Raw genomic sequence first — 12886 nt, 5'->3', positions numbered from 1 at the left:
TAATAATTTTGAACTGTTTATCTATGGAGGTGTCAATTACGAACCTTACCGAGCAAAATTTGAAAATCTTATTGGTCGCCGAGTAGCCAGTATAGAATTATTCCCTGCTAGCGAAGGATTTTTTGCCTATCAAAATTCCCAAACCGAAAAAGGCATGTTATTGCTATTGAATTCGGGGATTTTCTACGAGTTTGTTAAGTCGGACGAGTTTTTTGAGGAAAACCCTAAGCGGCTTACTATAAAGGATGTGGAAATAGGTGTTAATTATGTAATGATCATATCCACTAATGCCGGACTTTGGGCCTATAATCTTGGAGATACCGTTCAGTTTATTTCTTTAAAGCCCTATAAAATAATAGTGTCCGGGAGAATAAAACACTTTATTTCTGCCTTTGGGGAGCATGTTATTGGCAAGGAAGTGGAAGAAGCCATGCGGCAGGCCATTGAAGCCACCGATGCTAGAATAAACGAATTTACCGTTGCCCCACAGATTAATCCTAGCGGAGAAGAGTTACCCTACCACGAATGGTTGATAGAATTTGAACAGCTACCCACCGATTTGGAAAAATTTAACCAAATACTGGACACCTCCCTTCAAAAACAGAATACCTATTACTTTGACCTAATAAAAGGCAAAATTTTACAGCGCCTAAAGATTACTCAAATTAAAAAAGACGGATTCCAAGAGTATATGAAATCCATCGGGAAATTAGGGGGACAAAATAAGGTACAACGACTCTCCAATGACCGAAAAGTAGCCGAGGGATTGGATGCGTTTAGGGTGTAGGAGTATAAAGTTATGGAGTTATGGTGGTTGTTCCTCCTAGCATTTTAACTATTTAACTGCTTTTTTTGTGATGTTGTTACTTAAGTCATGTTTTCTTCTTCGTAACTCCGTAACAGCGTAACTTGGTAACTAGGGTTATGATGTTATCGAGTTATCTTGTTATGCTGATTGTCCTTCTTAGCCTTTTAACCCTTAAACCACTTAACTTGTAATTTTGTTCACTTGGTTAGGTCTTTTTCTTCATAACTTCATAACAGCGTAACTTCGTAACTACGGTTATGATGTTATCGAGTTATCTTGTTATGCTGATTGTCCTTCTTAGCCTTTTAACCCTTAAACCGCTTAACTGGTTTAATTCCACAAGCACTATAAAATTCTTATACTAACTTCTATCTTATCCGTCATCATTCACTAGAATCCAGCTATATTTGTATTAAAAATCCGGAATTTGTAGATGAATTCCCATTAGTTATAGCTAGGTTATAGCTAGTTGACAATATTCCACCTTACTAAATATCAATATATATTGTAGTTTTGCATGAAATTCAATTATGAATAATTACACCAACACCACTAAAGCCCAAGAGTCTACGAATGCCATTGAACGCCTGTACATTACCATGCGTCATTTGTTCAATCGTGGATTCTATAAGCCTTCGGGAGTATCAGGTGCTGCCCTTAGGCAATCCCTTTTACAATTAAGACCGGAGATATACGGTTCCATTGCCGAGGAAAAGTCGGAGTTAAATGGACTTATTTATGTATTGGAGCGTTTGCCCGAGGGTATTGAGCAGTGCCGGTACATTAACTTAACTTCGGACGAGGGGTATTCTAGCTCCCAATTTAAACCGATTATTCCGCCCAAAAGACGCAGAAACTGCTACCGTATAGACGATGAGCAGATGAATATTGAGATTACCCGGGGCCGGTCGGACATTTACGACATCCTTACCCACCTTACCTTTCTCTTTATAGAGTCCGAAAAAATAAGCAAACGTGCCTTAATTGACGATTCGGATAAAACCATCCGCGATTGGGTAAAATTGGAGGAAGCAGCACTAAAAGAAGAGGAGTTGAGCCAGCGGGAACGGGAAGTGGCATTGACCCATGCAGCCAATGTGATGGGCAGACCGTTTATAGAAGTCATGGCCATCCATAAAATGCTCTCTACGGAAAAGGAACCGGAGCGATTCTTAAAAATTGTCTATTGGTTAGGGAAATTGGCCATAGAGGAAGAAACTACTGGAAATAAACGCGCCATCACCTTTAGCCCCATGTTGCGGGAGCGACTGGGCCACCACATCCATGGAGAGCGCTGGGCCAATACGATTAAGAAAACAATGCGCGAGCACAATCTGTTAGAACGCCCCATCCATATAATAAGTGCCAATATGCACAGTGTTATGAATTCCCTGTTTGCTAAAAAGGCATTATCCAAGGAATTTGCCAACAGCGATGACCTCACCATTTTTGAGGCCTTGAGCAAAACGGAAAACTCAAAATTAAGAAATAAGGTTACCGCCTTAGCCAAAAAGAACGGCATGATCGCCATAGATGATGTTTCTGGGACCAATATAGACGTTCAGATTTTTGATCTGGCCAAGTTGGTTAAAGGCGCCTGTTGCTATGAGCTAAAGAAAACGGCCGAAAAGGACATCCCCGTACTTTTTGTGATGGATTACGCCTTTGGAGAACAAGCCTATGAAACCATAGACGAGCTATTAAAGCCTTATAAAATAGATAAAGACCAAGAGGTATTTTTAAATGTCGATTCCGTCTCCATCATGGGGAAGGCCGGAATACTAGATGGTGGCAAGGGAGATATCATGATACCATTTGCCCATATCTTTGAAGGAAGTTCGGACAATTACCCTTTTAAAAACGAATTGAGTAAGTCCGACTTTGAAGGAAATGGGTTAAAAGTACAGGAGGGCACCATGGTGACCGTATTAGGAACCTCCTTGCAGAACAAGGACATCCTAAAATACTTCCATGAATCTACCTGGAGGGTCATTGGTCTGGAAATGGAAGGCGTACACTACCAAAAGGCCATACAATCTGCTTCCAAGATACGAAAAAGCATTAGGGAGGATGTAAAGGTGCGGTACGCCTATTACGCTTCGGACAATCCTTTGGAAACAGGAAGCACCTTGGCTTCTGGCGGCTTGGGGACCACGGGGGTAAAACCTACTTATTTGATTACCGACAAAATTCTAACACAAATATTTAATTCTTAAGTTTATATGTCCGATAAACCACAAACACCCAACAGCGCATCTTCGGAGGAAATTGATCTGGGACAACTGTTTCAATTAATTGGCAATGCCTTTAAAAAAATCTTCCGCTTTATAGGGAATATATTTAAGGGTATTTTTCACGTTATTATATTATTCCTGCTTTTCTTACAAAGGCATTTCTTGAAATTTACTATTGCTGCTGTTATTGGTTTGGCCTTGGGTATCTATTTAGACATGACCAAAACGCCCAAATATATTTCTACCATGGTGGTAGAGCCTAATTTTAATAGTGTACAGCAACTGTACAACAACATTAATTTTTTTGATGAACTCGCACAAGCACGAGATTCTATTGCATTATCAGAGGCATTAAATATTACAGTCCAAGAAGCTTCTCACATCAATAGATTTGTGGTTGAATCCTATGCAGATGAAAATCAAAAAGTACAATTATTCGATAAATTTGTACGAAGTTTAGACTCCACCACAAAAAAAGCTATCGACATGCAGAAATTTCTAAAAAATTTCAATTCATTAGATGCTCGCTTCCATACTATATCAGTAATTTCTTCGAATAACAGTGTGGCTAAGAAAATTCAACCCTCCATTATCAACTCCATTTCCAGAAACGAATATTTTAAATTACAACAAAACATCAGTGATCATAATATTAGTTTACAGGATAGTTTGTACAAGAAACAGCTGATGGAGATAGACTCCCTACAACAGTTGTACAAGCGAATTATGATAAAGGAGGCCGAGAAACCCATGCAAGGTACAAGCATTAACTTAGGTCAGGGAGATGGAAAGGAAAACAAGGAATTGGCCTTGATCAATCAAGTAGAGCGATTGAAACAGAACCTAGTGAACCTGAACACGGAACGCGCCAATAAATCTAGCATCCTAAATGTAATTTCCGCCTTTCCTAGGAAAGGAGTAGAAATAAAAGGGCTCCTTAAGAGTAATAAGTTCAGAATCCCTATTGTGCTTATTTTCATAACATTAATAATTTTAGGTTTATTGGAATTAAACATCTTTTTAAAAAATTATAATAAAGAAAAATTATGAGGATATTAGTAACCGGCGGGGCTGGTTTTATAGGGTCCCACCTGGTAAGGCGGTTGGTAAACACCTATCCTAACTATCACATCTATAACTTGGATGCGTTGACCTATGCTGGGAATTTAGAGAACTTAATCGATGTGGAATCGGCCGCCAACTATACTTTTATCAAAGGAGATATAACGAAGGCCGAATTTATTGACACCATATTCCAAAAACACAAGTTCGACGGGGTAATCCATTTGGCAGCAGAATCCCATGTAGATCGATCTATAACCGATCCCATGGCCTTTGTAAAAACCAATGTGATAGGTACCGTACATCTATTAAACGCCTTTAAATCCCTTTGGCAAGATAATTATGAAGGAAAGCGTTTTTATCACGTAAGTACGGACGAGGTATACGGCTCCTTGGGGAAAACAGGGTTATTTACCGAATCAACCCCCTACGACCCCAATTCCCCCTATTCTGCCTCCAAGGCAAGTTCCGATCATTTTGTAAGGGCCTATGGGGAAACCTATGGCATGCCCTATGTAATCAGCAATTGCTCCAACAATTACGGGCCCAATCACTTTCCGGAGAAACTAATTCCCCTATTTATCAACAATATCATTCAAAAACAACCCCTGCCTGTTTACGGCGATGGGAATTACACCCGGGATTGGCTGTATGTTGAGGACCATGCCAGAGCCATTGACCTTGTGTACCATAAAGGAAAAAATGCAGAGACCTACAATATAGGCGGCTTTAACGAGTGGACCAACCTCAACCTGGTAAAATTATTGTGCCAGCAAATGGATGAAAAGCTGGGAAGACCGGCGGGAGATAGTGAAAAACTGATCACCTACGTCAAGGACCGACCTGGGCACGACCTAAGATATGCCATTGACTCCTCTAAAATTAATAAGGAACTAGGATGGGAGCCTTCCGTAACCTTCGAAGAAGGATTGGCCAAGACTATTGATTGGTATTTGGAGAATGAGGAGTGGTTGGCACGTGTTACTTCCGGGGATTATCGGGAGTATTATGAGAGGCAGTATAAATAAAGTGATGGAGTTACGTTGTTATGCTGTTATGAAGTTACGCAGTTATGAAGTGATGGAGTTATCATGTTATGAAGTTATGATGAAAGGGGGAGTAATTTACAATTGAATATGAGAGACTGATAATAAACTTAACTCGATAACATCACCACAAGATAACTCGATAATCGGATAACCTAGTGATAAAGTTACGTTGTTTTGAAAAAGACAACATTAAACAAGACAACAACATTAATTTGGAAATAAAATCTCACAAAGATTTAAAGGTATGGCAGGAATCTATGGATCTGGTGATTGAGGTTTATGACCTATCTAAATCATTCCCCAAAGAGGAGCAATTTGGACTCACAAGTCAAATACGTCGAAGTTGTATATCTATACCATCAAATATTGCCGAAGGAGCGGGTAGGAAAGGACGTAAAGAATTTACTAGGTTTTTGTATATAGCCCTTGGGTCTTTGGCGGAAGTAGAAACACAATTGGAAATTGCTTATAGGTTAAACTATAGTACCACTAATACAGCGGTTAATGAAAAAATCATTTATATAAGACGAATGCTAACAAAATTAATAAAGAGTTTGAATGCTTAAGTTTACAGTTAATTAACCTAGTTAAAAAGTGACCTAGTTACACAGTTATGATGAAGAAACTTTAAGAATGCATCTTCACAACATAACACCATAACTGGATAACAATATGATCCAAGTTACGAAGTGATGAAGTTAAGCTGTTATGAAGAAGGCGAAATATAACTTGATAACTCCGTAACATGATAACTTGATAACAATATAACACCACCATGAAAGGAATCGTACTTGCAGGAGGCTCAGGAACTAGGCTATACCCCATTACCATGGCGGTGAGCAAGCAACTGATGCCCATTTATGATAAGCCCATGATTTACTACCCCTTGTCTACGCTTATGTCGGCGGGAATCAGGGAGATTCTCATAATCACCACCCCGCAGGACAAGGCACTCTTTCAAAATTTGTTGGGTGACGGATCGCAATTAGGCTGTGACTTTAGATATGCTACCCAAGACAATCCCAACGGCTTAGCAGAAGCCTTTATAATTGGAGAAGAATTTATAGGGAAGGACAAGGTGGCGTTGATATTAGGGGACAATATCTTTTATGGCTCGGGATTGGCCCAACTATTACAGGCCAACAATGATCCCGATGGCGGAATTATTTATGGCTATCATGTACAAGACCCACAACGTTATGGGGTGGTAGAATTTGATGCCGAAGGAAGAGCCATTAGTATAGAAGAAAAACCAGCAAATCCTAAATCCAACTATGCAGTTCCGGGAATTTATTTCTACGATAATGAGGTGGTAAACATCGCAAAGAATGTTACACCCAGTAAAAGAGGCGAATTGGAGATAACCGATATCAATAAAACCTATTTAGAAAAAGGTAAATTGCAAGTCAGTATTTTGGATCGCGGAACCGCTTGGTTAGATACGGGTACCTTTGCTTCATTAATGCAGGCAAGTCAGTTTGTAGAGGTCATAGAAGAACGACAAGGACTTAAAATAGGTGCCCTAGAAGAGGTTGCCTATACCATGGGATATATTTCCAAGGAAGAATTAAAAGAATTGGCACAACCCCTTTTAAAAAGTGGATACGGGAAGCACTTATTGGAGCTTATTAAGGAGTGAGAGGAGGTTACAATGAAATGACGTTGTTATGAAGAAGATGAAATAGGATAGCTAACTAATAATAATGCCAGGGATAACATCCCCCTGCCCCCTTCAAAGGGGGATTAAGGGGGATTAAGGGGGATTAAGGGGGATGTAAAAGGAAGTAAAAAGTCCCTTATTGAAAAACAGTAATTTACTTGAAAACATTATCACAACATAACCGTTTAACTATATAGCCTTATAACTAAATCAGTTAAAAAATTAAATGGTTAAACAGTTATGAAAATATAACGCACCACAACAGGATAACATTATAACTATATAGCCATATAACCTATTTAAAGAATACAACATAACTCCATAACAGCATAACTAGATAACAACACACACATTGACAATCACAGAATCCCCATTAAATGGCTGCTTTATTTTAGAGCCTCAAATCCATAAGGACCATAGAGGCCTATTTTTTGAATCCTATCACAAAAAGAATTTCGAGGAAGCTACTGGCTATTCTGTAGATTTCGTTCAAGACAATATCTCAGTTTCAAGAAAAGGTGTCTTACGGGGACTCCATTTTCAAACAGGCGAGTATGCACAGGCTAAATTGGTGCAGGTACTGCAGGGCGAGGTTTTAGATGTGGTGGTAGACCTTCGCGAAGGGAGTGCTACCTATGGGCAACACTTTAAACTTAATATTTCTGCAGAAAACAGGAAATGCATTTTTATACCAAAGGGTATGGTACATGGGTTTCTAGCCTTGAGTAATGAGGTGATTTTCGCCTATAAGTGCGACGCATTCTACAACAAAGAATCGGAAGCAGGTATACGTTATAACGACCCGGATTTAAATATAGACTGGGAAGTCCCAGTAAACCAATTGGTAATCTCCGAAAAAGACTTAGAACTCCCCTTATGGAAAGATCTCAAGATATAAAACGGGTCCTAGTTACTGGAGCCAACGGACAATTGGGCCTCAGTCTACAAGACATCTCGGGCCACTATAGCAACCTAAAATTTGTATTTGCAGATTCCAAGGAGTTGGATATCACTAATCTTGAGATGGTAAACCAATATTTCAAAATTGGCAATTTCCATTATTGCATTAATTGCGCGGCTTATACCAATGTAGAACAGGCAGAGAAGACTCCGGAAATAGCCTTTAAAGTAAATGCTGAGGGGGTTAAGAACCTGGCCCTAGCTTGTATGGAGAATCAGGTAATACTAATTCATATATCCACAGATTATGTATTTGATGGTGAGAAAGGTTCCCCATACACCATACACGACTCCCCTAACCCTATTAATCAATATGGAAAATCTAAATTAGCCGGAGAACAATATCTACAGGAGATCTTGCGCAACCATTTTATTGTTCGCACCTCTTGGTTATACCATAAAACTCACGGAAAAAACTTTTATAAGACTATTTTGGAAAAAGCAAAGAAAGGAGAAACACTTCGAATTACGGACCGCGAAACCGGCTGCCCCACCAATTCGGAAAACTTGGCAAAGTTTCTTGTGAACCTTATCACGACCGAGAACCATGTCTATGGGATTCACCATTTCACCGATGGGAATGCGATGAGCTGGTATCAATTCGCGCTAAACATCATAGAAGAGAATAATCTAAAAAACAATACAAAGATCATCAAGGACAATAGTTATCAGACGGTTGCTGAAAGGCCAAAGTATAGTGTTTTGCTGTAAAAAAAATCGTCGAACACTAACCTACTAATCATAACCACAACAGTTTAAGCGATTAATATAGCTACCGAAAATAATCTTAAAATAGCTGAAAATTATTATAAAAGGGATAAAGAGTATTTAAAATCGTAGTTTTGCCGATCGGCTAAAATTTTTGCTCTGACTTTAAAATAAACAGTATTACAACCTTAAAAATGAAAATTAAAAATCTAATAATATTTGGTACCCGACCAGAGGCTATAAAGATGGCCCCTTTGGTAAAAGAGTTTCAGAAATATTCTGATAAGTGTGAAACCAAAGTATGTATTACTGCCCAGCACCGAGAAATGCTTGATCAGGTTTTGGAGTTTTTTGAGATTACACCCGATTTTGATTTGAACTTGATGAAGCCAAATCAAAATTTGTATTCACTTACCGCTGATATTATTACCAATTTACAACCGGTTTTGGAAGAGTTTCAACCCGATTATGTGTATGTACACGGTGATACCACCACTACCATGGCAGCTAGTTTGGCTGCATTCTATGCCGGAGCCCAGGTATGTCATATAGAGGCTGGTTTAAGAACCTTTAATATGCAATCGCCATTTCCGGAAGAGATGAATAGAAATGTAACTGGAGTAGTGAGCAATTTACATTTTGCACCCACCACCACCTCTAGGGATAATTTATTGCGAGAAAACAAAAAGGAAGAAAACATTGTAATTACCGGGAATACAGTAATTGATGCCCTCTTGTTTAGTGTAGAAAAAGTAAATAACAGCAATTTTACAGATCCCCAAGTAGATAATTTATTAACGTTTTTAGATACAAGAAAACGATTAATTTTGGTTACGGGACATAGAAGGGAAAACCACGGCCAAGGGTTTATTAATATTTGCGAGGCCTTGAAACAAATTGCCTTAGAAAATCCAGATACTCAAATTGTATACCCAGTCCATCTAAACCCAAATGTACAAAAGCCGGTGTATGAATTGTTAGCAAATATCGATAATATCTCACTCATAGCACCACTCTCTTATCCTGCCTTTGTTTGGTTGATGGAAAAAGCATATTTAATCATTACGGATAGTGGCGGAGTACAGGAGGAAGCACCCAGTTTAGGAAAACCGGTATTGGTTATGAGAGACACTACAGAGCGTCCAGAAGCCGTTGAGGCCGGTACTGTACTCTTGGTAGGCACTAATAAGGAGAAAATTGTTACTGAAGCTACCAATCTCTTAAACAACACTGAGGCATATGAGGAAATGGGGAAGCTACACAACCCTTACGGAGACGGTAAGGCCTGTGCTAGGATAGTAGACCATATTTTAAACTAAAGCCAATAACGAATAATATATAAGACTCTTATATTAGATAAGTTTCAATTAAAGATTGAGGAGTGTCTAAGAAGATAAATTCTCTGTACTAAAACGACACAAATTAAAAATGAACAAACCAGAAGTAGTAATGATTGGTTTGGGCTATATAGGCCTACCAACAGCCGCTTTGATAGCACAAAACAAAACTCACGTACACGGTGTAGATATTAATCCACACGTAGTAGCAACTATAAACGCCGGGAAGATTCATATCGTGGAGCCCGAATTGGATACAGCAGTGGCCAAAGCTGTTAAAGAAGGTTATTTAAAAGCAGCTACTACACCTGTAGAAGCAAACACCTACCTTATTGTAGTACCAACGCCTTTTAAGGGAAAAAACGAGCCGGACACTTCTTTTGTTGAAGCAGCGACCAAAGCCGTATTACCTTTATTAAAGGCTGGAGATCTTTATATTATTGAGTCTACCTCCCCAGTAGGGACTACAGAGAAGATGATGGCCTTAATCTACAATGAACGCCCTGAACTGGATGGCCTTATTCATATTGCCTATTGTCCGGAAAGGGTATTACCGGGCAATGTAATGTACGAATTAGTTAACAATGATAGGGTTATAGGTGGAGTTAATGAAGTTGCTACAGAAAAAGCAACAGCTTTCTACAAACAGTTTATAAAAGGAAACCTACATAAAACGAATGCCCGTACTGCGGAGATGTGCAAGTTAGTTGAGAACTCGTCTAGAGATGTTCAAATCGCGTTTGCTAACGAGCTATCCCTCATTTGTGACAAGGCAGATATTAATGTCTGGGAATTAATTAAACTCGCCAACAAACATCCAAGGGTTAACATTTTGCAACCTAGTTGTGGCGTAGGAGGGCATTGCATCGCGGTTGATCCATACTTCATAGTTTCAGACTACCCAATGGAGTCTCAAATTATTGGAAAAGCTAGGGAAATAAATAATTACAAATCCTTTTGGTGTGCCGAAAAGGTGCAAACAGCCAAGTTGCAATTTGAATTACAACACGGACGCAAACCTAGTATTGCTATTATGGGATTGGCTTTTAAACCCAATATTGACGATTTACGGGAGTCACCTGCCAAATACATTGCGCAAAAAGTATTGCAAAATGCTAATAACGAGGGATATTATATTGTGGAGCCTAATATAGACGATCATAAGGTGTTTAAATTAACCAATTACAAGGAAGCTGCTAAAAAAGCGGATATTATTGTGTTTTTGGTAGCCCATAAAGAGTTTAAATCTTTGGAATTGTCCGAAGAAAAAGTCGTGTTGGATTTTTGTGGGGTATTAAATTGATCTTTTAAACAAATTGCTAGCGCAATGTAAATCGACCTTTTTAATAACAAAAAAATATATCTACGAAAATAATTATCAAAAGAAATAAAATCGACACGGGCCTTTTAAATAGTGGTGAAGTGTTCAATATTGATCGATGGGGTGAACTCATGGATGCAGGGGAATTAATATATTTAGAATTTAATTAAATGGAAATAACGTTATGAAAGGTATAATTTTGGCAGGCGGTTCTGGCACAAGATTACATCCATTGACACAAGTAGTGTCTAAGCAGTTGTTACCGGTGTATGATAAGCCTATGATCTATTATCCATTATCGGTCTTGATGTTGTCTGGAATTCGTGAAATTTTAATCATTTCTACCCCAACGGACTTGCCAAATTTTAGACGTTTGTTCGGAAATGGTTCCCATTTAGGTTTAAATATATGTTATGAAGAGCAACCTTCACCCGATGGATTGGCACAAGCATTTGTTATAGGGGAAAAGTTTATTGGCAATGACGATGTATGTCTAGTCTTAGGAGATAATATTTTTTATGGAGCAGGTCTTCAAAAATTATTATCAGATGCCGTAAAAACGGTTGAATACGAAAAAAAGGCTGTTGTTTTTGGTTATTATGTAGAGGACCCAGACCGTTATGGAGTTGCAGATTTTGACAAAAATGGCAACGTGCTAAGTATTGAAGAAAAGCCGATAAATCCTAAATCGAATTTTGCTGTAGTGGGTCTTTACTATTACCCCAACTCCGTTGTAAACATTGCGAAAAAGGTAAATCCTTCTCAAAGGGGTGAACTAGAAATAACATCGGTAAACCAAACGTTCCTTGACCAAACGAATCTAAAAATGCAAATAATGAGTCGTGGTTTTGCCTGGTTAGATACGGGAACTCATGAGGCTTTGACCGAGGCAACCGAGTTTGTAAAAGCCGTAGAAAAACGTACGGGATTAAAGATAGCTTGTTTGGAAGAAATAGCTTTTAGAATGGGCTATATCTCAAAGAAAGAGCTTGTTAAACTTGCCAAGGGGCACACGAAAAGTGGTTATGGAAAATATCTTAAAAGTATTTAATAATGATTACAAAACTTGAATGGGATAGCAATTTTTTTGGTTTTGAAATTGGAAAATGTATTATTGAAGATTGTAGATGTTTTGATGTTCTAAAATTTAAGGAAGAGGCAAATTCATATAAGTTAGTTTATATAGTAACCAATGAAATTATTAAATTTAAGGATATAAAACTTGTCGACACTAAGTTAACTTTCTCAAAAAAGTTAGAAAATATTCCCCACGTAAAAAAAGACAGCAATCTAAAAACATTCGACAAGAGCATAGACTGTTTTGAAACAATAGAAAAGCTGGCAATCGTTAGTGGAGAATATTCAAGATTTAGAGTAGACCCAAATTTTAATAAAAATGATTTTGAGTCACTATATAAACAATGGATATATAATTCTGTATTTAATCATAAAGCTTTAAAAACTTTAATTTATAAGGAAAATAATAAAATACTAGGGTTTTCCACCTTAGAGAAATTATCAGATTCACTAGGTAATATCGGACTAGTTGCAGTAGACATCAATGAAAGAGGGAAAAAAATAGGAAATAAATTAATTAATCATACTATCTTAAAGGCAAAATGTGAAAACTTTAAAAACATTCAAGTCATAACCCAAAAGGATAATTTACCAGCTGTAAACCTGTATAAAAAATGCGGTTTTATTTTAAATGAAACGCAATTTATTTATCATTACTGGCATTTATAAT

The 12886-nt window shown here is 38.0% G+C and carries 11 protein-coding genes and 1 pseudogene; all 12 read left to right on the top strand.

What is annotated here, in order from left to right; translation table 11 throughout:
- Window positions 1-787, top strand: a pseudogene (locus F1E73_RS13295) (GH3 family domain-containing protein); the annotation flags it as partial.
- A gap of 551 nt (window positions 788-1338) precedes the next feature.
- Complete coding sequence (locus F1E73_RS13290) at window positions 1339-3024, top strand: DUF6909 family protein (protein ID WP_150452174.1); 1686 nt, start codon at window positions 1339-1341, stop codon at window positions 3022-3024.
- Window positions 3025-3030: 6 nt separating this feature from the next.
- The gene (locus F1E73_RS13285) at window positions 3031-4092 is read left to right on the top strand and encodes a hypothetical protein (RefSeq protein ID WP_150452173.1); all 1062 of its coding nucleotides are present in this window, start codon (window positions 3031-3033) and stop codon (window positions 4090-4092) included.
- Window positions 4089-5132, top strand: a complete 1044-nt coding sequence (rfbB, locus tag F1E73_RS13280) for a dTDP-glucose 4,6-dehydratase (RefSeq protein ID WP_191089019.1) — start codon at window positions 4089-4091, stop codon at window positions 5130-5132. The genes F1E73_RS13285 and rfbB overlap by 4 nt, the downstream gene beginning before the upstream one ends.
- Before the next feature lie 278 nt (window positions 5133-5410).
- Window positions 5411-5719, top strand: a complete 309-nt coding sequence (locus F1E73_RS13275; protein WP_394334912.1) for a four helix bundle protein — start codon at window positions 5411-5413, stop codon at window positions 5717-5719.
- Between the two features lie 209 nt (window positions 5720-5928).
- On the top strand, window positions 5929-6792 hold the full coding sequence (gene rfbA / locus F1E73_RS13270; RefSeq protein ID WP_150452171.1) for a glucose-1-phosphate thymidylyltransferase RfbA: 864 nt from the start codon (window positions 5929-5931) through the stop codon (window positions 6790-6792).
- A 373-nt stretch (window positions 6793-7165) separates the two neighbouring features.
- Window positions 7166-7711, top strand: coding sequence for a dTDP-4-dehydrorhamnose 3,5-epimerase (gene rfbC, locus F1E73_RS13265; RefSeq protein ID WP_150452170.1), 546 nt, complete (start codon window positions 7166-7168; stop codon window positions 7709-7711).
- The gene (rfbD, locus tag F1E73_RS13260; protein WP_150452169.1) at window positions 7690-8484 is read left to right on the top strand and encodes a dTDP-4-dehydrorhamnose reductase; all 795 of its coding nucleotides are present in this window, start codon (window positions 7690-7692) and stop codon (window positions 8482-8484) included. The genes rfbC and rfbD overlap by 22 nt, the downstream gene beginning before the upstream one ends.
- 191 nt (window positions 8485-8675) lie before the next feature.
- A complete protein-coding gene (wecB, locus tag F1E73_RS13255) occupies window positions 8676-9800 on the top strand; it encodes a non-hydrolyzing UDP-N-acetylglucosamine 2-epimerase (RefSeq protein WP_150452168.1) in 1125 nt (374 codons plus the stop codon).
- 109 nt (window positions 9801-9909) lie between these two features.
- On the top strand, window positions 9910-11121 hold the full coding sequence (wecC, locus tag F1E73_RS13250; protein ID WP_150452167.1) for a UDP-N-acetyl-D-mannosamine dehydrogenase: 1212 nt from the start codon (window positions 9910-9912) through the stop codon (window positions 11119-11121).
- Between the two features lie 202 nt (window positions 11122-11323).
- Window positions 11324-12190, top strand: coding sequence for a glucose-1-phosphate thymidylyltransferase RfbA (gene rfbA, locus F1E73_RS13245; RefSeq protein ID WP_150452166.1), 867 nt, complete (start codon window positions 11324-11326; stop codon window positions 12188-12190).
- Between the two features lie 2 nt (window positions 12191-12192).
- Window positions 12193-12885: a GNAT family N-acetyltransferase gene (locus F1E73_RS13240; protein WP_150452165.1), complete on the top strand. Its 693-nt coding sequence runs from the start codon at window positions 12193-12195 to the stop codon at window positions 12883-12885.
- Window position 12886: the final 1 nt, after the last annotated feature.

Origin of the sequence: Arenibacter lacus (genome assembly GCF_008711145.1) — a bacterium.
GTDB classification, from domain to species: Bacteria; Bacteroidota; Bacteroidia; order Flavobacteriales; family Flavobacteriaceae; genus Arenibacter; species Arenibacter amylolyticus.
This window is presented reverse-complemented; position numbering and strand designations above follow the sequence as displayed.

What these genes read in the sequence shown, in the direction of transcription:
- rfbA (WP_150452166.1), top strand. Translation starts at nt 11,324, where the DNA reads ATGAAAGGTATAATTTTGGCAGGCGGTTCTGGCACAAGATTACATCCA.
- F1E73_RS13275 (WP_394334912.1), top strand. Translation starts at nt 5,411, where the DNA reads ATGGATCTGGTGATTGAGGTTTATGACCTATCTAAATCATTCCCCAAA.
- F1E73_RS13290 (WP_150452174.1), top strand. Translation starts at nt 1,339, where the DNA reads ATGAATAATTACACCAACACCACTAAAGCCCAAGAGTCTACGAATGCC.
- rfbA (WP_150452171.1), top strand. Translation starts at nt 5,929, where the DNA reads ATGAAAGGAATCGTACTTGCAGGAGGCTCAGGAACTAGGCTATACCCC.
- rfbB (WP_191089019.1), top strand. Translation starts at nt 4,089, where the DNA reads ATGAGGATATTAGTAACCGGCGGGGCTGGTTTTATAGGGTCCCACCTG.
- rfbD (WP_150452169.1), top strand. Translation starts at nt 7,690, where the DNA reads ATGGAAAGATCTCAAGATATAAAACGGGTCCTAGTTACTGGAGCCAAC.
- wecB (WP_150452168.1), top strand. Translation starts at nt 8,676, where the DNA reads ATGAAAATTAAAAATCTAATAATATTTGGTACCCGACCAGAGGCTATA.
- wecC (WP_150452167.1), top strand. Translation starts at nt 9,910, where the DNA reads ATGAACAAACCAGAAGTAGTAATGATTGGTTTGGGCTATATAGGCCTA.
- F1E73_RS13285 (WP_150452173.1), top strand. Translation starts at nt 3,031, where the DNA reads ATGTCCGATAAACCACAAACACCCAACAGCGCATCTTCGGAGGAAATT.
- F1E73_RS13240 (WP_150452165.1), top strand. Translation starts at nt 12,193, where the DNA reads ATGATTACAAAACTTGAATGGGATAGCAATTTTTTTGGTTTTGAAATT.